This is a genomic window from Streptomyces sp. NPDC090022, assembly GCF_044748145.1.
Lineage (GTDB): Bacteria > Actinomycetota > Actinomycetes > Streptomycetales > Streptomycetaceae > Streptomyces.
Genome location: NZ_JBIVFN010000005.1, coordinates 1 through 24,182 on the forward strand (window position 1 = coordinate 1; position 24,182 = coordinate 24,182).

Annotated in this window: 20 protein-coding genes and 1 tRNA gene; 10 read left to right on the forward strand and 11 right to left on the reverse strand. The window is 74.8% G+C overall.

The features are described from left to right. Nucleotides 1–142: 142 nt before the first annotated feature. From kdpF to ACIPXB_RS13005, 3 genes are all read right to left on the reverse strand, one after another. Nucleotides 143–232, reverse strand: a complete 90-nt coding sequence (gene kdpF / locus ACIPXB_RS12995; RefSeq protein WP_376619487.1) for a K(+)-transporting ATPase subunit F — start codon at nucleotides 230–232, stop codon at nucleotides 143–145. Then, entirely contained in the window at nucleotides 229–372 is a 144-nt protein-coding gene (locus ACIPXB_RS13000) for a hypothetical protein (protein WP_401448335.1), read from the reverse strand. The genes kdpF and ACIPXB_RS13000 overlap by 4 nt, the downstream gene beginning before the upstream one ends. A gap of 266 nt (nucleotides 373–638) precedes the next feature. Further along, nucleotides 639–711, reverse strand: a tRNA-Arg gene (locus ACIPXB_RS13005). Between the two features lie 324 nt (nucleotides 712–1,035). On the opposite strand from ACIPXB_RS13005, the gene ACIPXB_RS13010 reads away from it, so the two are divergent. The 4 genes from ACIPXB_RS13010 (at nucleotide 1,036) to ACIPXB_RS13025 (ending at nucleotide 6,453) form a co-directional block, all read left to right on the forward strand. Then, nucleotides 1,036–2,661, forward strand: coding sequence for a dynamin family protein (locus ACIPXB_RS13010; RefSeq protein WP_401448337.1), 1,626 nt, complete (start codon nucleotides 1,036–1,038; stop codon nucleotides 2,659–2,661). A 4-nt stretch (nucleotides 2,662–2,665) separates the two neighbouring features. After that, complete coding sequence (locus tag ACIPXB_RS13015) at nucleotides 2,666–4,621, forward strand: GTPase (protein ID WP_401448339.1); 1,956 nt, start codon at nucleotides 2,666–2,668, stop codon at nucleotides 4,619–4,621. Between the two features lie 90 nt (nucleotides 4,622–4,711). Continuing rightward, the gene (locus tag ACIPXB_RS13020) at nucleotides 4,712–5,113 is read left to right on the forward strand and encodes a single-stranded DNA-binding protein (RefSeq protein ID WP_401448341.1); all 402 of its coding nucleotides are present in this window, start codon (nucleotides 4,712–4,714) and stop codon (nucleotides 5,111–5,113) included. Nucleotides 5,114–5,310: 197 nt separating this feature from the next. After that, the gene (locus tag ACIPXB_RS13025) at nucleotides 5,311–6,453 is read left to right on the forward strand and encodes a thioester domain-containing protein (RefSeq protein ID WP_401448343.1); all 1,143 of its coding nucleotides are present in this window, start codon (nucleotides 5,311–5,313) and stop codon (nucleotides 6,451–6,453) included. Nucleotides 6,454–6,515: 62 nt separating this feature from the next. Here ACIPXB_RS13025 and ACIPXB_RS13030 read toward each other — a convergent pair whose 3' ends face one another. Further along, entirely contained in the window at nucleotides 6,516–7,076 is a 561-nt protein-coding gene (locus ACIPXB_RS13030; RefSeq protein ID WP_401448345.1) for a hypothetical protein, read from the reverse strand. A 111-nt stretch (nucleotides 7,077–7,187) separates the two neighbouring features. Here ACIPXB_RS13030 and ACIPXB_RS13035 point away from each other — a divergent pair, with 111 nt between their 5' ends. The 5 genes from ACIPXB_RS13035 to ACIPXB_RS13055 all read left to right on the forward strand — a co-directional run bounded on the left by ACIPXB_RS13035 (nucleotide 7,188) and on the right by ACIPXB_RS13055 (nucleotide 12,766). Further along, entirely contained in the window at nucleotides 7,188–8,708 is a 1,521-nt protein-coding gene (locus ACIPXB_RS13035; protein WP_401448348.1) for a bifunctional phosphatase PAP2/diacylglycerol kinase family protein, read from the forward strand. Nucleotides 8,709–8,782: 74 nt separating this feature from the next. Then, nucleotides 8,783–9,772 (forward strand): ALF repeat-containing protein, encoded by a 990-nt coding sequence (locus tag ACIPXB_RS13040; RefSeq protein ID WP_401448350.1) that lies wholly within the window; start codon nucleotides 8,783–8,785, stop codon nucleotides 9,770–9,772. A 179-nt stretch (nucleotides 9,773–9,951) separates the two neighbouring features. Beyond that, nucleotides 9,952–11,616, forward strand: a complete 1,665-nt coding sequence (gene ettA / locus ACIPXB_RS13045) for an energy-dependent translational throttle protein EttA (RefSeq protein ID WP_401448353.1) — start codon at nucleotides 9,952–9,954, stop codon at nucleotides 11,614–11,616. A gap of 2 nt (nucleotides 11,617–11,618) precedes the next feature. Next, nucleotides 11,619–12,059 (forward strand): acyl-CoA thioesterase, encoded by a 441-nt coding sequence (locus tag ACIPXB_RS13050; RefSeq protein WP_401448356.1) that lies wholly within the window; start codon nucleotides 11,619–11,621, stop codon nucleotides 12,057–12,059. Further along, the gene (locus ACIPXB_RS13055; RefSeq protein ID WP_401448358.1) at nucleotides 12,056–12,766 is read left to right on the forward strand and encodes a hypothetical protein; all 711 of its coding nucleotides are present in this window, start codon (nucleotides 12,056–12,058) and stop codon (nucleotides 12,764–12,766) included. Before ACIPXB_RS13050 ends, ACIPXB_RS13055 begins: the two co-directional genes overlap by 4 nt. A 71-nt stretch (nucleotides 12,767–12,837) precedes the next feature. Here ACIPXB_RS13055 and ACIPXB_RS13060 read toward each other — a convergent pair whose 3' ends face one another. After that, nucleotides 12,838–13,242, reverse strand: coding sequence for a globin (locus tag ACIPXB_RS13060; RefSeq protein WP_401448359.1), 405 nt, complete (start codon nucleotides 13,240–13,242; stop codon nucleotides 12,838–12,840). 85 nt (nucleotides 13,243–13,327) lie between these two features. Here ACIPXB_RS13060 and ACIPXB_RS13065 point away from each other — a divergent pair, with 85 nt between their 5' ends. Then, nucleotides 13,328–14,320: a methyltransferase domain-containing protein gene (locus tag ACIPXB_RS13065; RefSeq protein ID WP_401448361.1), complete on the forward strand. Its 993-nt coding sequence runs from the start codon at nucleotides 13,328–13,330 to the stop codon at nucleotides 14,318–14,320. Here ACIPXB_RS13065 and ACIPXB_RS13070 read toward each other — a convergent pair. The 6 genes from ACIPXB_RS13070 to ACIPXB_RS13095 are packed head-to-tail and all read right to left on the reverse strand — an operon-like array spanning nucleotide 14,301 to nucleotide 24,118. Next, nucleotides 14,301–15,398 (reverse strand): FHA domain-containing protein, encoded by a 1,098-nt coding sequence (locus ACIPXB_RS13070; protein WP_401448364.1) that lies wholly within the window; start codon nucleotides 15,396–15,398, stop codon nucleotides 14,301–14,303. The two genes, ACIPXB_RS13065 and ACIPXB_RS13070, sit on opposite strands and share 20 nt — an antisense overlap. Nucleotides 15,399–15,443: 45 nt before the next feature. Continuing rightward, nucleotides 15,444–16,775: a VWA domain-containing protein gene (locus tag ACIPXB_RS13075; RefSeq protein WP_401448366.1), complete on the reverse strand. Its 1,332-nt coding sequence runs from the start codon at nucleotides 16,773–16,775 to the stop codon at nucleotides 15,444–15,446. Nucleotides 16,776–16,798: 23 nt separating this feature from the next. After that, nucleotides 16,799–18,439 carry a protein phosphatase 2C domain-containing protein gene (locus tag ACIPXB_RS13080; RefSeq protein ID WP_401448368.1) on the reverse strand — a complete coding sequence of 547 codons (1,641 nt, stop codon included), beginning with the start codon at nucleotides 18,437–18,439 and terminating at the stop codon, nucleotides 16,799–16,801. Nucleotides 18,440–18,442: 3 nt separating this feature from the next. Then, a complete protein-coding gene (locus ACIPXB_RS13085; protein WP_401448903.1) occupies nucleotides 18,443–21,838 on the reverse strand; it encodes a tetratricopeptide repeat protein in 3,396 nt (1,131 codons plus the stop codon). Between the two features lie 5 nt (nucleotides 21,839–21,843). Continuing rightward, nucleotides 21,844–23,103 carry a hypothetical protein gene (locus tag ACIPXB_RS13090; protein ID WP_401448370.1) on the reverse strand — a complete coding sequence of 420 codons (1,260 nt, stop codon included), beginning with the start codon at nucleotides 23,101–23,103 and terminating at the stop codon, nucleotides 21,844–21,846. A gap of 58 nt (nucleotides 23,104–23,161) precedes the next feature. Further along, the gene (locus ACIPXB_RS13095) at nucleotides 23,162–24,118 is read right to left on the reverse strand and encodes a glutamate ABC transporter substrate-binding protein (protein ID WP_401448906.1); all 957 of its coding nucleotides are present in this window, start codon (nucleotides 24,116–24,118) and stop codon (nucleotides 23,162–23,164) included. Nucleotides 24,119–24,182: the final 64 nt, after the last annotated feature.

Genomic DNA, 24,182 nt, shown 5'->3' on the forward strand with positions numbered 1-24,182 from the left:
ATCCACTTCTCCGGGCGGTAGTGCTTCTCGGAGGAGTAGACCCGGGCCATGTAGTCGCCCAGCGGGCGGTAGGCCAGGGCCAGGGCGGCGATCAGCGCGAGCAGCTGGAGCACACCAGCGGTGACGGGGCTCATTTCGGTGCTCAGAACCTCTCCGGGTACACAAGCGCAAGGACGAGGTAACCGAGCAGGGATACGGCCACCGCGAGGCCGACGATGTTCTCGACGCTCACAGCTTTGCCACCCCCTTGGCGACAAGCGCCACCAGCGCGAAGACCGCGACCGTGGTGACGACGAAGGCCACGTCGGCCATCGTGAGCTCCTGGATGAAGTGATGAGATGGGAATCGGCCGTCTTGGCCGATGACGAGCAAACCGCGAGCTCGTCCCCGCGTTAAGACGCTTTGACGCCCTCCATACGGCGCCCCCGGAACTCTTGATGTCGCCCTGACGCAGGGATGGCCGACCCGAGACCTCGGGGGCCGCGCGGCCGCCGCCGCTGCCCGCGGAACACCACCGTGTATGCACCGTGACCCGGCCTTACGCAGCTGCTACCGGGGCCGCGCTAAGGTGCGCTGACCTGCGAGAAAGCCCGAAAAAGCCCTCCGGTCCGGAGGGACGGAGGGCTGTGGAGGAAGAGTGCCCCCGGCAGGACTCGAACCTGCGGCCAAGCGCTTAGAAGGCGCCTGCTCTATCCACTGAGCTACGGGGGCCGGAAGGTGACCGTGTGCGGCCTGGAGCCCCGAGGTGGGGGTGGGACTTCGGTCCGTGCCGGGTCAAGGATAGGGCTCCGGTCGCCTTGTCCCGGTTGCTTCACCCGCGTGCCACGATGTGGAGGTTCGGTGAAGCGGTCCCGATAATCGCAGGCAGGTGCGATTCGCGCACCGCTTTTGCGCCGTGGCGCCCCGGGTGTTGTGCACTCGTTATGCCTGCGTCCCACTCATCCCGTCTGTCCGTGATGTCCCTCCGGAGTCGCGGTCGGCGCGCAGAGGACGTATAAGCTTCAAAAAAGGTCACAAATTGGGCATTCTTCGCATGTGGTGACCTTGGATGTTCGGCCTCAGCTGCTCGATGCCCTGTCCGCGCTGCGCGACCGGGTCGCCTCCGTGCGTCTCCCGCTGCCCCTGCCCGGCGCCCCGCGCGCCCGCCAGACCAGAGCCGAGCTGCTCGCGCAGCTCGACGACTACCTCGTACCGCGCCTCAAGGCCCCCGAGGCCCCCGTGCTCGCCGTCGTCGGCGGGTCCACCGGCGCGGGGAAGTCCACCCTCGTCAACTCCCTCGTCGGGCGCCAGGTCAGCGAGGCCGGGGTGCTGCGGCCCACCACCCGGACCCCGGTCCTCGTCTGCCACCCGGACGACCACCACTGGTTCGCCGGCATGCGGGTCCTGCCCGACCTGATGCGGGTCTGGCTGCCGCCCGGCGAGGAGGAGGCCGTCCCCCAGGACAGGAACCCCGCCCGCCGGGGCGCCAGGACGCGCGGCGGCGCCACCCGCGAGCTGCGCATCGAGACCGTCAGCAGCCTGCCGCGCGGCCTCGCCCTCCTCGACGCGCCCGACATCGACTCGCTCGTGGTGGAGAACCGGACGCTCGCCGCCGAACTCCTCTGCGCCGCCGACGTCTGGGTCATGGTCACCACCGCCTCCCGCTACGCCGACGCCGTGCCCTGGTACCTCCTGCGCACCGCCAAGGAGTACAAGGCCACCCTCGTCACCGTCCTCGACCGGGTCCCCCACCAGGTGCTCACCGAGGTCTCCCGCCAGTACGGCGCCCTGCTCACCCGGGCCGGGCTGGGCGACGTACCGCGCTTCACGGTCCCCGAGCTGCCCGAGTCCGCCGGCGGCAGCGGGCTGCTGCCCGCCAGCGCCGTCGCGCCGCTCGCCGCCTGGCTGCTGCACCACGCCCAGGACCCGGCCGCGCGCCAGCAGGCGGTCGGCCGTACCGCCATGGGCATGCTGGACTCCCTCCGCCGCCGGATGCCCGAACTCGCCTCCGCCGTCGCCGCCCAGCACGCCGCCGCCGTACGGCTCACCACCGCCGTCGAGGACGCCTTCAAGCGGGAGGGCAAGCGCGTACGGGCGCGGCTCGACGCCGGAGCCGTCCTGGCCGGGGACGCCCTCACCCGCTGGCGCGGCTACCCCCTCGACACCACCGCCGACGAGCTGCTCGACTCGCTCGCCGAGAGCCTCGCGGCCCTCCTCCAGTGCGCCGTAGCCGCCGCCGACGAGCGGATCGCCCAGGCCTGGCGCCGGGAACCCGCCTCCGGAGCCGTCCCGCTGGCCGCCCCCGACCGGGAGGCCGCCGAACGCATCGGCATGGCCGTACGCCGCTGGCGGCGCGTCCTGGAGGAGCTCGCCGAGGAGGAGGTGGCCGGGCTCGCCAAGCAGCCCGCCCCCGACCCCGACGCCGTGGCCGCGCTGCTGGTCGCCGCCCTGCTCGGCGGCAAACGCGCCCGGGCCGCCGGCGAGAAGCTCGCCGAACGGATCGGCGTCCAGGCCGCGCTGCGGCTGCGCGACCGCGGCGGCGAACTCGTCGGCGAACACCTCGACCAGGTGCTGCGCGCCGAACGCGACCGCCGCCTCGCCCCCCTCGACGCGCTCGAGGTCACCCCGGAGCCCCAGTCCGAGCTGATCGCCGCACTGTCCGTTCTGCAGAAGGAGAGGTGACGCGGTGACCGCTCTGACCGACCGCACCGACGACCGCTGGGACGACGGGCTCATCGCCCGCTCGCGCCGCCCGGACGCCGACGGCGAGTTCGACGACGAGGACGGCGCCTCCGACGAGGCGCTGGTCCGGGCCGTCTCCGGGGCCGGCAGCGACGGCGGCAAGGCGTCCGCGCCGCCGCTCAGCCCCGAGGGGCAGGCGCTGCGCACCCGCCTGGAGGCGCTGCGCCAGCTCGTCGGCCTGTCGCGCACCCGGCTCGACGGCAAGACGCTGGCCGAGGCCGGCCGGGTGCTGGACGAGGCCGCGGCACGCCGCGGCCTCTCGCCGCAGCACACGGTCGTCGCCGTCGCCGGTGCCACCGGAAGTGGCAAGTCCACCCTCTTCAATTCACTCGCCGGGGTACAGATTTCGGAGACCGGACTACGCCGTCCCACCACCGCCGCGCCCATCGCGTGCAGCTGGTCGGACGGCGCGGCCGGGCTGCTGGACCGGCTGGAGATCCCCGGCCGGCTGCGCCGCCGGCCCCGCGAGAGCCCGGACGGCGAGGCGCTGCGGGGCCTCGTCCTCGTCGACCTGCCCGACCTCGACTCGGCACTCGGCGTACACCGCGAGCACGTGGACCGGGTGCTCGCCCTCGTCGACGCCGTGGTGTGGGTGGTCGACCCGGAGAAGTACGCCGACGCCGTCCTCCACGAGAAGTACCTGCGGCCGCTGGCCGGGCACGCCGAGGTGACCTTCGTCGTCCTCAACCAGGTCGACCGGCTCCCGGGCGAGGCCGCCGACCAGGTGCTCGACGACCTGCGCCGGCTGCTGGACGAGGACGGGATCGCGCTGGGCGAGCACGGCGAGCCGGGCGCCACCGTGCTGGCGCTGTCCGCGCTGACCGGCGAGGGCGTCGGCGAGCTGCGCGAGCTGCTGGGCCAGTTCACCCAGGAACGCGGCGCCGCCACCCGGCGGATCTCCGCCGACGTCGACCGGGCGGCGGCGCGGCTGCGGCCCCTGTACGTCGCCGACGGACACGGCCGGCCGGAGATCGGGGAGAGCGCCCGCGCCGAGTTCGAGGACCGGCTCGCGGAGGCGGTCGGCGCGTACGCCGCCGGACTCGCCGCGGAACGGTCCTGGCGGCGCAACGCCGGCAAGGCCTGCGGCACCCCCTGGCTGCGGCTGTGGCGCTGGTACGAGGGCAAGCGCGCCCCGCACCGGCTCGGCGGGCTGGCGGCGCTGGCGGCCCTCGGCGGGCGGACCTTCGGCGGAGAGCCGGAGCCGGAACCCGAGGAGGAGGTGACGGCTCGTCAGCGGGTGGAACAGGCGGTGCGCACGGTCGCCGACGAGGCCGCCGCCGGGCTGCCCGAACCCTGGGCGCAGGCCGTGCGGGAGGCGGCGGTGCGCGGCGCGGACCAGCTGCCGGAGGCGCTGGACGAACTCGCGGTGACGGTGGGCGTGCCGACCGGCAAGCCGCCGCGGCCCGCGTGGTGGCCGGTGGCCGTCCTCACGCAGGCCGCGATGACGCTGCTGCAGATCTTCGGGGGGCTGTGGCTGGTCGGGCAGATCGCCGGGGTGCTTCCGCCGCGGCTGCTGCCGCCGGTGCTGCTGATGGTGGCGGGCATCGTGGGCGGGCCGCTGGTGGAGTGGGCCTGCTCGATGGCGGCGCGGGGGCCGGCCCGGCGGTACGGGCAGGACGCCGAGCAGCGGCTGCGGCAGGCGGCGGCCGGGTGCGGGCGGGCCCGGGTGCTGGAACCGGTGGCGGCGGAACTGCTGCGCTATCAGGAGGTGCGGGAGCAGTACGTGAACGTGGCCGCGGGCGCGGTGGCGGGCCGTTCGGGTGGTTCGGGCGGCGGTTCGGGTGGTGGCGCGGGCGGACCGGGCGGTGGCTCGGGTGGCTCGGGTGGGTCGGGTGGTGGCTCGGGTGGATCCGGCCGTTCGGGTGGTCTGGGCGCGAAGTTGTCCACAATCCGTCAGTAGTCCACAGGCGCGGGCGGGGTGAGGTGGGGCGGGCGCACTCTGGTCTCGCGTGGTTCGCACGTGCCGGGACGATGAGGAGGGGACACCGGGATGAACGAGACCGTGGTGACGCTGGTGGGTCATGTGGCGACCCAGATCGACTACCGCGAGACGCCGAGCGGACCTTCGGCGAGGTTCCGCTTCTGTGTGCAGCCGAGGTTCTACGACCGGCAGAAGGAGGCCTGGGCCGACGGGGCGGCCAGCTTCTACACCGTGTGGGCGCGGAGGACCCTGGCCGCCAACCTCGCGGCGTCGGTGTCGGTGGGGGAGCCCCTGGTGCTGCACGGGCGGCTGCGGGTGCGGGACGAGACGGATGACGGCAAGCGCTGGGTCACCGCCGAGGTCGACGCGTTCGCCGCCGGACACGACCTGACCCGGGGGACCGCCGCGTTCCGCAGGGTGATCAAGGTGGGCGCACCCCTGACGGAAGCTCAGAGGGTGGCGGTGGTCTAGGTGTTCGAGACCTATAGGATTCCCCGGAATACACGGGCATCTGGGTCGTTGGCCCGAAGGGGAAGACTGTGTCGATTGCCGTTCCCGCTTCTTCTGTTCCTGCCGATTCCGAAGGGCCCGCCACCGATACCGCCGGCAGCGCCGGTGCGCGTGCCGGTGGTGGTGGAGTCCGGGCTGCCGCCCGGCGGCCGTTCGCGGTGGCACTGCTCGCCGCCGCGCTCGCGACCGCGCCCGGCGCCTCGGCCGCCGCCGCGGAGGGGGACGGCCTGGTGCAGCGGCCGCAGGAGGGCGCGAGCGCCGTGCTGGACGGCCTGAAGACGTACGGACAGGCGGTCCTGCGCACCAGTGACGGCGCCGTGCGGCAGATTCCCGCCGGGCTGTACGAGATGCGCGTCGACGGCGGCGGGATGCTGCAGACGTACGGGGTCGGCCTGGCCGGGTCCGCACAGCCGCAGGCCCGCTACACGGAGACCGCGTGGAGCGGCAGCCCGCTCGGCGGCAACGGGGAGGCGGGCCGGATCCGCTGGGTGCTGGAGCACTCCTACCCCCAGCTGAACGATCTGGCCGGACTGGCGAAGGCGGCCGGCGCCGGCGTGCTCACCGCGGAGAGCGCGGCGGCCGGGACCCAGGTGGCGATCTGGCGGCTGGCCGACGGGGTCCAGGTGGAGGCGACCGACCCGGCGGCCCAGAAGCTGGCCGACTATCTGCAGAAGTCGGCCGGGCGGATGAGCGAGCCGCCGGCGTCGCTGAGCCTGGATCCCGGGCAGGTCTCGGGCCCGGCCGGCAGCCGGATCGGACCGGTGACCGTACGGACGGGTGCCCAGAGCGTGACGGTCACGCCGGACGCCGCCGCCCGGGCCATGGGCGTGCGGGTGGTCGACGCCGAGGGGCGGCCGGTCACCGCGGCCTCGCACGGCAGCCGGCTGTACTTCGAGGTTCCGGTGGGTACGCCGGACGGCACGGCCTCGGTATCGGTCCAGGGGGCCACCCGGGTCCCGGTGGGCCGGGTGTTCACCAGCGGCGAGTGGTCGCAGGCCCAGATCGTGGCCGGGTCCAGCGCGTCGTCGACCACGGCGGGCGCGACGGCGCTGTGGCCGCAGACCCGGACGCTCCAGGCCGAGGCGCAGGGCGGGCCCGGCACGCCGGTCACCGTCGCGGCGGCCGCCGGCGCCTCGGGGGCCACCTCGCCGGAGGAGGACGGCGACGACCTGCTCGCGGCCAGCGGCAGCTCGGCGGCCACCCCGGTGATCGCGGCGCTGGCGGTGGGCCTGGTGGTGCTGGGCGGCATGGTGGTCCTGGTGCTGCGCAAGCGGCCGCTGGACGAGGAAGACGCCTCGTAGCACCCGGCCGGACACCGCCGGCGCTGTGCCCGGTGAACCCTTCCGGTCGCGGCACGGCACGACTAGACGGTGTAGGCCCTCAGCTCGACGCGGAGGGTGCCGTCGGGCACGGTCCAGGCTTCGATCACCGTTCCGTCGGCGAGGTGCCGTACGACTCTCCCCTTCGCGTCCGGCGGGGTGGTGTCGGCGGGCATGCTCACGTCGACGCAGAGATCGGCCGTGGGTTCGCAGGCGAAGGGCGGACGTGCGGTGGGGTAGGAGGCCCGGAGCCAGGCTTCGAAGTCCTCGCGGGGGATGTGGAACTCGGCCGTGTACTGGACGCCGAGCCACTGGCCCCGGTGGCACTCGGCCGTGCGCGCGGATGCCGGTAGCGGCTGGGCGGCGGCGAAGCGGGTGGCCTCCGCGCAGGGCACGGACAGGGTCCCGTTGAAGAGCTGGAAGAGGACGCAGGCGTACCAGACGCCGACGCCGAGGGCGCCCACGACCAGCGTGGCGAGTACGGCCAGCAGGCTCCAGATCGTCCTGGGCCGGCGCAGCGCGCGGACGAGCCGGGCCGTGGGGGTGGTCGCTGTGGGGGTCGGGGTCGCGGTCGGAGGCGTCGGCCGGGTGGTCGGGGTGGTCATGTGGCGCGGCTCCTCGCACGGTTCCTGCTGTCCGGTTCGGTGATCGAACTGAACATGTTCAATGTGAACGTGTTCAAGATAGCGCACGGGGGAATCGGGTAGAGGTGCGGAATGACGACCGAGACACCTCATGGAACGCCGCTGACCTGGCGGCACGCCCCCGCCGTCTGGGACCGGACGCTGTTCGACGTGGTCGCACGGCGGCACTGGCCGGGAGGGGACCGGGTGCTGCCGCGGCTCGGGCGCGCCGCGAACCACGGGCTGCTGTGGGGCGGGACCGCCGCGGCCCTCGCCATGTTCGGGTCGGCCACGGCGCGCCGGGCCGCGCTGCGCGGGATGGCCTCGCTCGCGCTGGCCTCCGGCACCATCAACACCGTCGGCAAGTGGTCGGTGCGCAGGCCGCGGCCCGTGCTGGACGGGGTTCCGGCGGTCCGCCAGCTCGCCACCCAGCCGATGACCACCTCCTTCCCGTCCGGGCACGCGGCCTCCGCGTTCGCCTTCGCCGCCGGGCTGGCCCTGGATCATCCCGGCTGGGGTGTGGCGGTGGCGCCCGTCGCGGCCTTGGTCGCCTTCTCCCGCGTGTACACCGGGGTGCACTACCCCAGCGACGTCCTGGCGGGCGCCGCGCTCGGGGTCGCCGCCGGGTTCGGCGTACGACGGCTGACGCGTGTCGCCGAGCGGGCGCGGGTGCTGCCCGGCGACGAGCGGCCGGCGGCCGGGGCCCCGGCGCTGCCGGACGGTGCCGGGCTGGTCGTGGTCGTCAACACCGCCTCGGGCACGGCCGCGACGGCGGGCCTCGACAGCGTGCGCACCGCGCTGCCCCGGGCCGAGGTGGTCGAGTGCGCGGGCCCGGAGCTGACGACGGAGCTCGCCGCGGCCGCCCGGCGGGCCACCGTGCTCGGGGTCTGCGGCGGCGACGGCACCGTGAACGCGGCGGCCACCGCCGCCCTGCGCACCGGGGTCCCGCTCGCCGTGTTCCCCGGCGGCACCCTCAACCACTTCGCCCTGGACTTCGGTCTCACCGGCCCCGAGGACACGGTCCGGGCCGTGGCCGCGGGGCAGGCGGTGCGCGTCGGCCTCGGCCGGTTCGCCCCGGGCCCGGAGCCGGACGGCGCCCCGGGGTACTTCCTCAACACGTTCAGCATCGGGGTCTACCCCGAGCTGCTCGGGTACCGGCTCCGCTGGACCCCGCGGATCGGCAGCGGTCCGGCCGCCCTGCTGGCCGCCGGCCGGGTGCTGCGGGCGCAGCGCCCCGTACGGCTGCGGCTGGCCGGCCGCCCCCGCGCGGTGTGGCTGCTCTTCGCGGGCAACGGCACCTACCACGGCACCGGCCCCGCCCCGCGGCGCCGGCTGAGCCTGGGCGAGGGGCTGCTCGACGTACGCCTCGTCTACGGCGGCGGCCGCCCCGGGCCGCGGCTGCTGGCCGCGGCGGCCGCGGGCCCGCTGAGCCGGTCGCCGGTGCACACGGCCACCCGGTTGCGCAGCCTGCGGGTCTCGGAGGTCCCGGAGGGCACCCCGCTCGCGTACGACGGCGAGTTCGCGCCCGCGCCGCGGGCCTTCGTCCTCGACCAACTGCCGGACGCGCTCGTCGTCTACCGGCCGGAACGATCAGATCTCGCTACTGGTCGGTAATTATTGGGTGATGATCATGCGGTTCTGCCCTTAGGGTGGCGCTGAATCGATCACCATGAGTCACACGAGGATGAGTGCTGTCTGTGAAGCTGTCCCGGATCGCCACGGCGGTCACCACCGCCGCCCTTGCTCCGGCCGTCCTGCTCGCCTCCCCGGCGTTCGCCGCCGACACGGCCCCCGCGCCGGCCGTGCCGCCGCCGGCGCCGACCGTTCCCGACCAGGCGCCGGCCGGGACGGTGCCCGCGGAGAAGTCCGCGGAGAAGCCCGCTGACAAGCCGGCGGACAAGCCCGCCGAGAAGCCGGCCGGCCAGACCTCCGACGCGGACAAGCAGGCCGAAGAGGACCGGATGGCGATCCTGCGGATCCTCGCGGACCCGAAGAGCACCGGGTACATGCGCGAGGCCGCGAACAAGGCCCTCGACGGCACCCCCGCCGACATGCGCCGTTTCCTGGAGAAGGACGTCCCCGGCATCCGCCTCGACGACGCCCGCATCGAGATCCTGCGCCTGACGCACACCGCGGGTCCCATCCTCCGCGAGGGGATCGAGGCCTTCTTCGACAAGAAGCACACGCTGGCCGACGCCCGCCACTTCCTCGACGTCACCCAGCACCAGCTGCGTGACGAGGACAGCCGCGTCCTGATCGCCCAGATCATCCACGGCGGCGGGCCCGAGCTGGTCAAGGCCGGCCGCGCCGCGCTCAAGGGCTCCGCCGCCGACCGGGCCGAGTTCCTCGCGACCGGCCAGCACGAGGCGCGGGCCAAGGACAAGAAGGCCCAGGAGAACACCGGCGAGCCCACCGACGGCGGCACGACCGGCACCGGCGGCACGACCGGCGGCAGCGGCGGCACCGGCGCGGGCACCGGCACCACCACCGTGCAGCCCGCCGTCGCCACCGGTTCGGGCAACGCGCACGTGAGCGCGAACGCCTCCGGCCAGTCCCTCGCCGCCACCGGCGCCGGCACCGAGACCCCCTGGGCCGTCGGCGGCGCGGGCGCCGCGCTCGTCGCGGGCGCGGGCCTGCTGCTCGCCGCCCGGATGCGCCGTACGGGCGCCGAGGGCTGACCTGGGCCGACCTTCCGCCTCCCCGCGGGGGTGCCGCCCGACCCCGGACGGCACCCCCGCGGGCCCATCGCGCCGGCCGCGCCGCTCCGGGGCGCTGACCATACGGGTTTCCGCCCGGGGGTCGACGTCAGGCAGTATGGGTTGTATCTGCCCATCATCGATCTGCCGGACGGTTTCTCTTGGCTGAGTTCATCTACACCATGCGCAAGACGCGCAAGGCGCACGGCGACAAGGTGATTCTCGACGACGTCTTCCTGAACTTCCTGCCCGGCGCCAAGATCGGTGTGGTCGGCCCGAACGGCGCCGGTAAGTCCACCGTCCTGAAGATCATGGCGGGCATCGAGCAGCCGTCCAACGGTGACGCCTTCCTGTCGCCCGGCTACTCCGTCGGCATCCTCATGCAGGAGCCCAAGCTCGACGAGTCCAAGACCGTCCTGGAGAACGTCGAGGACGGCGTCGGCGAGATCAAGCAGAAGCTCAACCGGTTCAACGCGATCGCCGAGGAAATGGCGACGAACTACACCGACGAGCTGATGGAGGAGATGGGCAAGCTCCAGGACGACCTGGACCACGCGAACGCGTGGGACCTCGACGCCCAGCTCGAGCAGGCCATGGACGCCCTGGGCTGCCCGCCCGGCGACTGGCCGGTCACCAACCTCTCCGGTGGTGAGAAGCGCCGCGTGGCCCTCTGCAAGCTGCTGCTGGAGGCCCCCGACCTGCTGCTCCTCGACGAGCCCACCAACCACCTCGACGCCGAGTCCGTGAACTGGCTGGAGCAGCACCTCGCCCAGTACAAGGGCGCCGTCGTGGCCGTCACCCACGACCGCTACTTCCTCGACAACGTCGCCGAGTGGATCCTCGAGCTCGACCGCGGCCGCGCCCACCCCTACGAGGGCAACTACTCCACCTACCTGGAGAAGAAGGCCGAGCGCCTCAAGGTCGAGGGCAAGAAGGACGAGAAGCGCGCCAAGCGCCTCAAGGAAGAGCTGGAGTGGGTCCGCTCCAACGCCAAGGGCCGCCAGGCCAAGTCCAAGGCCCGTCTCGCCCGCTACGAGGAGATGGCGGCCGAGGCCGACAAGATGCGGAAGCTGGACTTCGAGGAGATCCAGATCCCGCCGGGCCCGCGTCTGGGCTCGATCGTGGTCGAGGTCAACAACCTCTCCAAGGCCTTCGGTGACAAGGTCCTCATCGACGACCTGTCCTTCACGCTGCCGCGCAACGGCATCGTCGGCATCATCGGTCCGAACGGCGCCGGCAAGACCACGCTGTTCAAGATGATCCAGGGCCTGGAGAAGCCGGACTCGGGCGAGATCAAGGTCGGCGAGACCGTCAAGATCTCGTACGTCGACCAGGGCCGCGCCAACATCGACCCCAAGAAGACCCTCTGGGCCGTCGTGTCGGACGAGCTGGACTACATCAACGTCGGCAACGTCGAGATGCCCTCGCGCGCCTACGTCAGCGCCTTCGGTTTCAAGGGCCCGGACCAGCAGAAGCCGGCCGGCGTGCTCTCCGGCGGTGAGCGCAACCGCCTGAACCTGGCCCTCACCCTCAAGCAGGGCGGCAACCTGCTGCTCCTCGACGAGCCCACCAACGACCTCGACGTCGAGACCCTGGGTTCGCTGGAGAACGCGCTGCTGGAGTTCCCCGGTGCGGCCGTGGTCGTCTCCCACGACCGCTGGTTCCTCGACCGCGTCGCCACGCACATCCTGGCGTACGAGGGCGAGTCGAAGTGGTTCTGGTTCGAGGGCAACTTCGAGTCCTACGAGAAGAACAAGGTCGAGCGCCTCGGCCCGGACGCCACCCGTCCGCACCGCGCGACCTACAAGAAGCTCACGCGAGGCTGAGTGTGACCCGTCACATCTACCGCTGCCCGCTGCGCTGGTCGGACATGGACGCCTTCGGGCACGTCAACAACGTGGTGTTCCTCCGCTATCTGGAGGAGGCCCGGATCGACTTCATGTTCCGGCTGGCGCCGGGCAACGGCTCGCAGTCGTTCCAGGGCGGGTCCGTCGTGGCCCGTCATGAGATCGACTACAAGCGGCCGCTGGTGCACCGGCACGAGCCGGTCACCATCGAGTCGTGGGTGACGAAGATAGGCGCGGCCTCGCTGACCATCGCCTACGAGGTCAAGGACGCGGACGTGGTGTACGTCCGCGCCTCCACGGTCGTCGTGCCCTTCGATCTGGAGTCGCAGCGTCCGCGCCGGATCACCGAGGAGGAGCGCAGCTTCCTCGAGGAGTACGTCGACGACAGCGCCGGCGGTCCCGAAGGGCCCCTCGCGGCATGACCCAGCGCCTGCGCCTCGCCGATGCCGGGGAGGCGGCGGATCTCGCCGCCTTCCTGGGACGGCTGGTGCACTACGACCGCGCCGCCGCGGTCCGCCTCCAGGCGGGCGGCGGCGCGCTCGCCGTCTTCGGCCGGCCGCCGTCCTTCGAGGTGCTGGCCATCCGTACGGCCCGGCTCGCCGAGCCGGTGTCCCTGGACCTGACCGTCTCCGCGGGCGAACTGCTGGAGTCGGTGGACGAGGCCGCCGGGACCGCCGACGTACCCGCCCCCGTCACCGGCCCGCCGTGGACCGGGGTGCTGCCGCCCCGCGGCGGCTGGCGCCCGGTGCCCGGACTGCCGGGTGCCGAGGCGATGCGGGCCGCGGTCGCGGCCGCCGTCCGTGAGTTCCGCGCCCGTGACGAGGCCCTGCCGGCCGACCGGCGCACCCGCGCCGAGCGCGACCGCATCGGCCGCGAGATCTGGTCCCGCACGCTCGGCGAGAGCGAGCTGCCGCTGCGCGCCGTGCACGCCGCGCAGTCCCTGGGCTTCCTGCGGCCGGTACGGGCCACCGTGCCCGCCCCGGCCCCCGCACCCGGCGCCCCCGGCCCCGTGGCCCTGTTCGCCGCCGGCAGCTGGCTGCGCCTGCGCACCCCGTACGGCTCGATCGCCACCCGGCGGCCGGGCGGCGGCCTCGGCGCGCTCCCGGTGAGCCCGGTCCGCCCTGCCTGACCTGTCTTCTCGGGGCCTGACCTGCTCGGGCCCGACCCGCTCGGGGCCTGACCGGCTCGGGCGTTCGGCGCTCAGCCCGCCGTATTGATCATCGATGCGGCGGCGTACGTCAGGTAGCGCCACAGCTGCGCCTCCTGCTCCGGCGGCAGCGCCAGCTCGTCGACCGCCTCCCGCATGTGCCGCAGCCACGCGTCGTGCGCGGCCTGGTCCACCTGGAACGGGGCGTGCCGCATCCGCAGCCGCGGGTGGCCGCGGTTCTCGCTGTAGGTGGTCGGACCGCCCCAGTACTGCATCAGGAACAGCGCGAACCGCTCCTCGGCGGGCCCCAGGTCCCCTTCCGGGTACATCGGACGCAGCAACGGGTCCTCGGCGACCCCCTGGTAGAAGCGCCGGACCAGGCGGCGGAAGGTCTCCTCGCCGCCCACCTGCTCGTAGAAGGACTTCTCCGGAAGCGTGCCCTGCGGAATCTCGTTCACCCGACCATCGTCTCAGACGCCCGGACGGAGGACCCCGGTCCTAGGACCGCTCGCCTTTGCCCCGCGGGCGCAGCACAGTGGACCCATGGGCGCACACAAGGCGCATACGGTCGATCCCGAGGCGGCGCACGCCGCCCAGGTGCGGGAGCTGACCGCTGCCGGGGTGCTCGGCGATCCGCTCTGGAGGGCCGCTTTCGCGGCCGTGCCGCGGCACGTCTTCGTGCCCTTCTTCTACACCGGCCGCGGCGCCGGCCACGAGCGGCTGTGGGGCGAGGACCCCGACCCCGAGCTGCGGGCGCGCTGGGTGCGCGGGGTGTACGCGGACACGCCGCTGGCGACCCGGATGCGCGACGGCGAGCTGGTCTCCTCCAGCAGCCAGCCCTCCCTCATGGCCAAGATGCTGACCGCGCTGGACGTCCACGACGGGCAGAACGTCCTGGAGATCGGCTCGGGCACCGGGTACAACGCCGCCCTGCTCTGCCACCGGCTCGGCGACGGCCTGGTCACCACCGTCGAACTGGACGACGAGATCGCCGAGTCCGCCCGTACGCACCTGGCCCGGCTCGGCTACCACCCGACCGTGGTCGCCGGTGACGGGGCGCGCGGCTGCCCGGCCCGGGCGCCGTACGACCGGATCATCGTCACCTGCACCCTGCCGCGGATCCCGCACGCCTGGCTCGGGCAGTGCCGGCCGGGGGCGCGGATCCTCGCGCCGCTCTCGACCGGGCTGATCGCGCTCACCGTGCGGGACGCGGACTTCGCCGAGGGGCACTTCCTGCACACCTCCGCCTACTTCGTCCCGCTGCGCGGGGCGGGCGCGGCGGCCCCGGGCGGCGGGGTGCCGTACGAGCTGCTGGAGAACGAGCGCTTCCAGTTCATGCTGCTGCTCACGGCGGGAGCGCTGCACCCGCGCGAGGCGCTGGACCTGTGGCGCGGCGAGGACCGGCCCGGCCGCGAGCGGTTCGGGGTGACGGTCAGCGCCGACGGGCAGTGGTCCTGGCTCGACGATCCCCAGGGGCCCTACGTGTGGCCCCTGGGGGAGACCGAGGACAGCCCCGTCAGCCGCGGTGGACGGTGATGGTGGTCCAGGCGCCGACGTGCACGCGGTCGCCGTCGCCGAGCGGGACGGGGACGTAGGGCTGGATCGGTTCCTCGCCGCCGTTGATGGTGGTGCCGTTGGTGGAGTTCTGGTCCACGACCGCCCAGCTGCCGTCGGGCTGCTCGACGAGGACGGCGTGCTGGTGCGAGACGCCCGGGTCCTCCGGCGGCACCGACAGGTCGATGTCGGGGGACTCGCCGGTGGAGGCGCGGCGGCGGCCGATCGTGATCTGGCCGCCCGCCAGCGGGAGGTGCTGCTCCGGGGAGTACGCGGGCAGGTTGAGCCCGGCGGCCTCGGGTCCGCTGCGCTGCATCATCGCCATGAAGTACGTACGGTCGGGGCCGATCGTCGCGCTCCAGCCCCCGGACTGGTGCGGCACCTCCTGCGGCGGCTGCTGCTCGTACCGCGGCGGCTCGTACGCCGGGGGCCGCTCGTACGGGGACGGCCGCTCGTACGGGGACGGCTGCGGCTGAGGCGACGACTGCGGTTGCCGCGAGGGCGGCTGGAGCACCCAGTCGTCCTCACGGTGCAGCGGCTCGGCCGGGCGGTTGATCTGGGAGGGGCGCGAACCCTGGTACTCGAACGGGTCCGGCTCCTGCCCGAAGCCCTGGCCACGGCTCTGGCCCTGCCCCTGGCCCTGCCCCTGGCCCTGCGAAGGGGCAGCCGGGGGCGGCGGGGGCGGGGCCACGGGCGGGGCCGGGGCCGGGGGCGGCGGCGGGACCGCCGGCCGGGCCGCGGCCTGGGCGGACGCCTGGGCGGACGCCTGGGCGGAGGCCGGGGGACGCGTGGCGGTCGGCGGCGCGAGCGGCGTGTACGAGGTCGCCGTACGCGTCAGGAAGTTGAAGCGGCACTCCTCGCAGAACGGCGCCATGGCCTCGCGCGGGGTGCGGCACTGCGGGCAGAGCTCCGCCTGCGCCGTCGCGTCGCCGCCCGCGGACGGGAAGTCGTAGCCGTAGGAGGGGGGCGCCGCGGGGGCGCTCGCGGGGGCCATGCGGTGGCCGCAGACCTCGCACCAGTCGTCGGAGACCGATTGGTGCCCGTTCGGGCAGGTCGGCATGTCGGCCTTTCCCCCTTCTCCCTGCGTCGGGACGTCAGCTTCTCTTCAGCTTCTCTTCACTCGGACGGTCTGGGTCGAACGCGTGTCGAGGGTCATCTCGTCGGCGTCGGCGACCGTCGCCTTCAGCCGCACAGTACCCGCAGCGGCGTCGACGACATCCACCACCTTCGCCAGCAATTTCGCGGTGTCCGCGTTCCCGGAGGCCTGGGCCAGCTGGACGGCGCGGCCCAGTTTGGCCGTGGCGCCGTCCGCGTCGCCGAGTTTGCGGGCCCGAAGGCCCGCCTGGATGGCCTGGGCGAGTTCCGCCTGGCCGGTGTAGTGCGCCACGTGCGGGTTGATGGCGGTGGAGGCGGCCAGGTCGTCCGTCCACACGGCCCGGATGAGCGCCGGGGCCGGGGCCGCGGCCGGGGTCATCGCCGTGACCGGGCCGGGCAGGACCAGCGAGAGGCGGGCGGCGAGCATCTCCTGGCCCACCGAGCCGCCCGCCGGGACCCGCACGCACACGTGGTACTCGCGCGACTCGTCGCCCCACGAGCCCGTCGGGTAGTCACCGGCCCGCGGACCGGCGTCCGTGCGGCGACCGGTCAGGTCCAGGACGGCCGGGGCCACCTGCTTGACGTACTGGATCTCCGCGCCGACCGGTGTCCACAGGCGCAGGGCGACGTCGGCGACCTCCTTGCCCATGACCTTCTCCATCATGTGCGTGAAGTCCTCGGTCAGGTGGGCCGGGTCGGCGACGATGTCGGCCGTGCCGAGGAGCGCGCTCGCGATGCCGGTCACCTCCTCGACCTCCCAGTCGGTGCCGACACCGCGCGCGTCACAGGTGAAACGGCCCGCGCAGGCGTCGAGCCGGGCCCGCAGCGCGGCCGGCTCCTCGTGCTCGTTGCGCCCGTCGGTGAGGAGGATGCCGTGCCGGATGGTCGCGGAGGAGCCCAGCAGCAGGGCGTCGGCCAGCCGCAGCCAGGTCCCGATGGCGGTACCGCCGCCGGCCGTCAGCCCGCGCAGCGCCTCCTTGGCCTGCGCGCGGGTGGTGGCGTCGGCGAGCGCGAGGCGGCCCTGGCCGGGGTAGACCTCCCGGGCCTCGTGGGTACCGGCGATCACGGCGAAGGCGGTGCCGTCGCGCAGGGTGTCGATCGCGGCGGCGGTCGCCTCGCGCGCGCCGCGCATCTTGGCGGCCGGGTACTCCATCGAACCCGAGCAGTCGACCATGATCACGACGGCCGCGCCGCCGGGGGCGACGGCGCGGGTGGCGGTGGCGCCGCCGGTCGCGGTGACCGTGACGATGGCGTGGACGTCGCGGCCGCCCGCCGGGAGGAACTCGTTCTGGTACGCCTCCACGGCGAACCGCGGGACGCTCGGCTTGGCGAAGTTCGCCATCGTCTCCACTCCAGGGGTACGGATCAGGCCTCGGGGCTCGGCGGGACGGCGAACGGCACGACGGCCACGGTCACGTTGTCGTGGCCGCCCCCGTCGAGGGCGTGCCCCACCAGCACCTGGGCGCTGTGCAGCGGTCGCCGCGCGGCGTCGGCCGGGATCACGTGGGCCATCTCCTGCGCGGACTCGGCGTAGTTCCACAGCCCGTCCGTGCAGACCACGACCACGCCGGGGTGGTCCGGCTTGAAGGTCTTGGTGTGCGGTTCCAGGTCGTAGGCGTCGGCGCCCAGCCAGCCGGTGATGGCGTGCGCGCGGACGTCGGCGTACGCCTCGGCCTCGCCCATCAGGCCGGCCGCGACCATCTGGGCGGCCCAGGAGTCGTCCTCGGTCAGGCGCTGCGGGTGGGCGGCACGGTCGTCTGGGATCCAGTACGCGCGGCTGTCGCCGACCCAGCCGATGGTCAGCAGGCCGCCGCTGACGACGGCGCCCACCAAGGTACAGGCCGGGGCGTTCTGCGCGCCGGGGGTCTCGGGAGCGAGCGCGTTGACCGCGCTCGCGGCGGCCAGGATCGCCTCGTGCATGGCCTCCTGGGGGTGCGTGCCCCGGGGGAGCGCGTCGAGCAGCGTCTCGTTGGCGGCGGCGGCGGCCGCGGCGGAGGCGTCGTCGGGCCGGCTGGCCGAGGAGACGCCGTCGCAGACGATCGCCACCGTCGCCGCGGACCCGTCCGGCAGCGCGGTCGCGGCGACCGCGAAGGAGTCCTCGTTGCGGTGGTGGCGCAGGCCGCGGTCGCTGACGGCGGCCACGCTGCCGAGCTCCTCCTCCATGTGGTCGCGCTCGCGGGGCTGGGCGTGGCCGCAGTGCTCGCAGTAGCCGTCGGTGCCGACGTGCCCGGCCCGGCAGGCGACACAGGTCTTGGCCCCGTTGCCGTTGCCGCTGCCGCTGCCGCTGCCGTTGTCGGGCTGGGCGGCGGGCTCCGGCTCGGGGGCGCCCGTCGGGCCCGTAGGGTCCGCCGGCCCGGCCGGGTCCGGCGCATCGCCCGCGTGGGCGGCGGCCCAGGGGGCCTGGTGGGCGGCGTCGCTCGGTCCGTCGTACCGCGTCGGCCGGTCGGAACCGGGTCCGGGCCGCGCGCCGGCCGGCTCGGCCGGCTCCGGGGCCGGCTCGACGGGCTCGGCCGGCGGGCCGAAGCCGCCCGGGGCCGCGGCGGCCTGCGCGGTCCCGGTGGCCTGCCAGCCCGCCGCATCGCCGACCAGGGTGGGCGCGGCGTCGGACACGCTGCCCCAGCCGGGCGCGGGCGCCTGGCCGTACCCGGCCGCGGCCGGGTACGGCGCGGCGGCCGGGGGAGCCGGCGCGGGCACGGCGGGCGGGGCGGGCGGGACCGGAGGAGCGGCCGGGGGCGCGGGCATGGCGGCCGGTTCCCACGCGGCGGCCGTGGCCGGCGGTGCCGACGGGACCGGGGGCGCCGCCGGGGCCGGTACGGATGGTCCGGCCGCCGGTCCGGCCGCCGGTCCGCCGTGGCCGGGGGCCAGCGGAACCGTCGGGTGGTCGTCGTCCGTGGACGGGGACGGCGGCGGCGCGGAGACGTCGTATCCGCAGACGCCGCAGAAACGGTCACCCTCCTCCAGGGGTTCAGCGCAGCTGGGGCAGCCCGACGGCCGATGCATCGACATCACTCACACCCACGTCCGGGGACGGAAACGGTTTGCCCGTTCCACCAGTTCGATCCTCTCCTCGCCTCGCTGCGCCAGCCGAGCGAGGACGCGGTACGAGCGCTCCAGGCCGAAGCGCAGGCCCCGCTCGTCCAGTTGACTGCCGAGCAGCGAGGTCCGGCCGGGGTCGGCACCCCGGCTACCCGACAGTACCCAGTCGAGGGCCGAGCCCAGAACCTCCGTGGCCAGCCGCTCGTGGCGCACCGCGTCCAGTCCGGCCCGTCCCAGCGCCTCCACCTGCGCGGCGGCCGCCGTCAGGTCGGGCAGCAGCTCCTCGTGCGGCGCCCGGTCGCGCAGGCGTGCCCGTACCGCTGCCACCCGTGCGGCCGTGTAGTGGATGGAACTCTCCGGTACGGATTCCAGCGTGCGTACGGCCGCGGCCCGGTCCCCGGTTGCCAGCTGGACCCGGGCCAGCCCGAACGCGGCGCTGACGAAAGCGGGGTCGGTGATCCAGACGAGGTGGTAGTACTCGGCCGCGTTGTCCAGCTGTCCCAGGATCTCGGCGCACAGCCCCAGCGCCAGCTTGGGCGCGGGCTCGCCGGGGAAGGCGTCGTAGATCGCGTCGAAGGACAGCGCCGCTATCTCGTCGTCGCCGGTGGCGAGCGAGACGATGCCGCGGGCCCAGACCACGCGCCAGTCGTCGGGGTGGCGGGCCTCCAGCTCGGCCAGCGTGCGGCCGGCCACGCCGAGTTCGTCCAGTTCGAGGCGGGCGCGCAGCTCACGCAGCCGCAGCTCGGCGGAGTCGGCGGGCGCGGCGGCGAGGGCGGCCGCCAGGTCGGCGGGAGCGGAGGACTGCAGACCGGCCAGGAAGCCGGCGTTGGGGTCCCGCGGGTCGACCAGCGGCACGGGCAGCGCCAGCGCGGTGGCGCGCGCGTCGGGCATGGCCGGCCCGCCCGTGGTCGCCGGGGCCCGCCCCGGGCCGGCCACCGCGGGCGGCGCGACGGTGACGGCCGGCGCGGGCCGCGGCCCGGGCACGCCCACCCCGGCCACATGCGTGACGGCCGTCCCCAACCCCGTTCCGACGCCGGCCGTGTTCCGGCCCGCCCCGGCGTACGCGGCTCCCCCGACGGAGCCGGAACCCCCGCCCGATGTCCCGCCCGGGGAGCCCTGCACCGACCCACTGCCGCCGGCGACGCCCCCGCCCTGCCCCGCGGGGGCGCCCGTGACCGGGCCCGTCCCGGTGGCAGTGCCGGCCCACGCCCCGGCCGCCCCGCCGGGGTACGACGCGCCGCCGGACGGGGGGCCGTCGGGGTGACGGGGTGATGCCGGGGTACCCGGGACCGGGTCCGTGCCGGGCCACGGTGCGGACGGCTCGCCGGGGTACGGGGCCTGCCCCGGCCCGCTGCCCGCCATCGGGTCCGTCCCGGAGCTCCCGCCGTGCCACGCCCCGGCCGCCCCGCCGGGGTACGACGCGCCGACGGGCACGGGGGCCGATCCGGGGCCGGAGGTGGTCGGCGCGCCCGGCGTAGCCGGGGCAACAGCTGAGACAGGGGGCGCCCCGTGGGGTGCCGGGGTGCTCGGGGCTCCGTGGGACCTCGGCCCCGCCGTGCCGCTCGGGCTCACCGGCGGCCGGCCCGGGAGCCCGAGCGCGGGATCAGCGGGTGCCGCCGCGCCCATCGGCGCCGGGCTCGCCGGACCGGTCGTCGGTCCCGGGCCCGGCGGGGTGCTCCGGGCGGTCGCGGACGCCGGGTCCGCGGCGGCCCTCGCCGTCGGCGCCACCGGCGTCGTTGCCTTCGGGCGGCGGCGGGGGAAGAGGGTGGACAGGCCTGCCCTCGGAGGCGTCGCCGTGCGGAGGCCCAGGCGGGAGACCTCCGTGCCCACGCCGTCGGCGTACAGCTGGGTGTCCGGGACGCGAAGCTCCGGGCCGAACAGGGTCGACAGGTGCGGGCGCGGACGGGCGGTCTGGAGGGCGACGACCTCCCGCAGCACGCCCGTCAGCTGGTCCGCCATCTCCTGCGCCGACGCGAACCGGCGCCCCGGGTCCGGGTCCGTCGCCCGGACCAGCAGCCGGTAGAACGACTCGTACCGCCGGAAGACCTCGATGTGCTCCGGATCCGGCAGCGAGTCCGCGAACACGTTCGTGTAGCCCTGGAAGTCGAAGGTCAGGACGGCCAGCGTGCGCGCGACCGTGTACAGGTCGGACGCGACCGACGGCCCGGCCTCCGCCACCTCCGGCGCCTGGTAGCCGATCGTGCCGTATATGGCCGACTCGCCGTCGTCCATCCGGCGCACCGCGCCCATGTCGATCAGCTTCAGCTGGTCCTGCTGCTGGATCGCGTTGTCGACCTTGAAGTCGCAGTACAGAAGGTTTCTGCTGTGCAGGTGCCCGAGCGCCTCCAGCGCCTCGATGCCGTACGCGCACGCCTGCTCGACGGGGAGCGGGTCCCGGCGGCCGTCCGGCCGGCGCCGCTCGTTCGCGATCTCCTTCAGCGACTTGCCGCCGACGTACTCCATCACGATGTACCCGTCCAGCGAGCCCGTCCGCTGGTCCAGGTGCTCCACGAAGTTGTAGATCCGCACGATGTTGGAGTGCTCGATCTCCGCGAGGAAGCGCCGCTCCGAAATCGCCGCCGCCATCGCGTCCTGGTCGCCGGTGTCGAGCAGGCCCTTGAGCACCACCCACCGGTCCGACACGGCACGGTCGACCGCCAGGTACACCCAGCCCAGGCCGCCGTGCGCGAGGCAGCCCGCCACCTCGTACTGCCCGTGGACCACGTCGCCCGCCCGCAGCTTCGGCACGAAGGAGTACGGGTGGCCGCACTTGGTGCAGAACCCTTCCGTCCGCCCCGGCCGGTCGCCCCGCGCGCGCCCCACCGGCGCACCGCAGTCCGACTTCGAGCAGAACCGCTTGCGCTCGGGCACCTCGGGGTCGGCCAGCACCGCCGCCGACGGGTCCGGACGCGGCACCTCCGGTACGGCGACCAGGCCGGCGCCCAGCCGGTTGCGGCCCGAGGACGCCGAGGCGGGGCCCGAACTGCGCACCGAGACCGACCGGGTGGACGTCGACCCCGACCCCGACCCCGACCCCGACCCGGACCCGGCGCCCGACAGGGCGCGCGAGAGCCGCCCCGACACCGAGCGGCGCGAGGAGGACGACCGCGAGGACCGCGAGGACCGCGAGGAGCGCGCGGACCCCGACGAGCGCGACGACTGCGAGCGGCCGGAGCCGCCGCCGCGTGCCGCGCTCGTCATCCCGGTCGGCGGCGACACCAGCTCCGCGGCCCCCGGCGACGCCGCAGCCGCAGCCGCAGCCGCCGCGCCGCCCGCCGGTGCCAGGCCGCACGTGTCGCAGTACAGCTCGCCGCCGCCCATGTCCTCGTACGCGCCCGGACAGCCGGCGCGGCCGCACGCGGTCCCCATCAGGCTCATGCGCCCTCCTCCTGCGGCCCGTCGGGCCCGTACTGCCGCGGCACCAGGACCTCGGCCGCCGCCTGCTGGTAGCGCAGCACGGCCTGTTCGGCCACCCGCAGGTCGCAGGGCGCGCTCCACAGCATCCGCCGCGCCACGTCGTACCGCTCGATCAGCAGCGGGTCCTCCGCCATCCCGTGCCGGGCCACCTTCGCCCGGTAGGCGTCCAGCCGTCCGCGCAGCTCGGCCCGGACCGCCAGGGGCGCGGTCACGGCCGTCAAGGACTCCCGGGCCCGGCGCAGTTCGTCCTCGGCCCGCTCCTCCAGGGACTCCAGCAGCGGCGAGAGCCGGTGCCACTGGGCGTTCCTGCGGTACTCGGCCGCCGCCGACAGCTGCTCCTGCAGCGCGGTGGGCGGCCCGCTGACCGCCGGCACCTCGGAGGCCGCGATCTTCGCGAGCACCTCGCCGCGCGCCGTGCGGGCCTCCGCCAGGGTCCGGTCCGCGCGCGAGAGGACGTCCCGCAGGCTGATCAGCCGCGCCTCGGCGTCCTGGCGGACCGCCAGCACCGCCTCGATCTCCCGCCGTACGTCCTCCAGCGCGCGCGCCGCCCGGTCGTAGCGCACGGTGTCCGGCCGCCCGCCGCCCGGCGCGGAACTGCCCGCCGCCGGGGTCCAGAAGGCCAGCGGGTCCGCGATCACCTCCGCGCGCAGCGCCGTCAGCTCCGCGGTGATCCGGGCCAGGTCCTCGCCCGAGGGGTGCTCGCCGGGCCGTACCCCCACCGAGTGCGCGAGCGAGCGCGTGCGGTGCAGTTCGGCGGCGAGCAGGTCGATCCGGGCGGGCAGCGCCGACCAGACCGCGTCGGCGGCCACCACCACGTCCAGCGAGCTCGCGTACAGCTCGTTCATCCGGGCCACCAGCTCGGCCAGCGAGCAGCGTTCCGCCAGCGGGGCGCCCTCGGCGGCCGAGCCGGCGATCAGCACCCCGGGGCCGCGCAGCCGCTCGGTGAGCTCGGCCAGCTCCTCCCGGCCGGGCCAGCGGCGCCGCTCGCGGATCTTGCGGGCGGCGGTCAGCGCCCCGCTGTAGGCGTCGAAGTACGTCCACAGCCGGGCGATGTCCGCGTCCGCGGCCGCCCACCGCTCCCGGGTCACCCCCGTCAGCTCGGCCCCTTCCAGCAGCCGGCGCCCGGCATGGTCCTGGAGCGCCAGCAGCGAGGTCTCGACCGCCTCGTGCTCGGCCTCCAGCCGGGCCAGCGCACGGTCGACGTCGTCCCGGTCCATCACCCTCGAACCCGCCTCCGTATCCGCCGCACCCTGACTCTCCCTGCCCGCCACGCGCTCAGCCGTCCCGGTACTTGGGCGCCGGGGGAGCGGTGACTCCGGGCAGATCGTCCCGCAGATACAGGACGTACGCCTTCATCCACTCGCTGTTGTCGCCACCCGCACGGTAGTTCTCCAGCACCTGGTTGACGCGGCGCACCAGGTCGGTGGCGTCCTTGTTCATCGCCACACCGTAGAACTCCCGGGTGAACGGCCGGCCGACCAGCTTGACCGAGGGGTCCTGGGCGGCCTGGCCGGCGGCCAGCGCGTTGTCGGTGACGACGGCGTCGACCTCGCCGAGCTGGAGCCGTACCAGGCAGTCCAGCTGGTTGGGGACGGTGAGCGGCCGCGCGCCGTGCGCGTCCTTCTTCAGCTCGGCCTCCGCGGTGGAGCCGGCCGCCGTGCACACCCGCTTGCCCCGCAGGGAGTCGTCGAACCCGGTGACGGCCGAGTTCTTCGGGGCCAGCACCTGCTGCCCGGCCTCGAAGTACGCCGTCGAGAAGGCGACGTCCTCCAGCCGCTTGCAGTTGATGGTCATGGTCCGCACCACGATGTCGACGCGGCCCTCCTGGAGGGCGGGGATGCGCTGGTTGGTGGGGATGGCCCGGTAGATGACCGCGTTCTCGTTGCCGAGGATGTCCTTGGCTATGGCCTTGACCAGGGCGATGTCGAAGCCGTCGAGCTTGCCGTCGACCGGGTTGCGGTAGCCCCAGCGGAAGCTGTTCTGGTCCACGCCCGCGACCAGCTTGCCCGCCTTCCGGATACGGGCGATGGCCTCGCCGTCCACCCCGCCCGGGCGCAGGCTGGCCTCCGGGTCCGGGCAGGTGTCGGCCAGGGCCTGCGGTACGACCGGAGCCCCCGGGGCCCCCGGCGCGGCCGGGGCCGCGGCGGCCTCGCGGACCGCGGACCCGCCCGCCGCGTCCCGGGCCAGCGGGACCAGCACCGCGGCGGCGGTCACCGCGCAGGCGGCCGCCATGGCGCTGACCCCGCCCCAGCCGCGCAGCCGGGCCGGGCCCGTACGGCCGCCCCGCGCTGCCGCT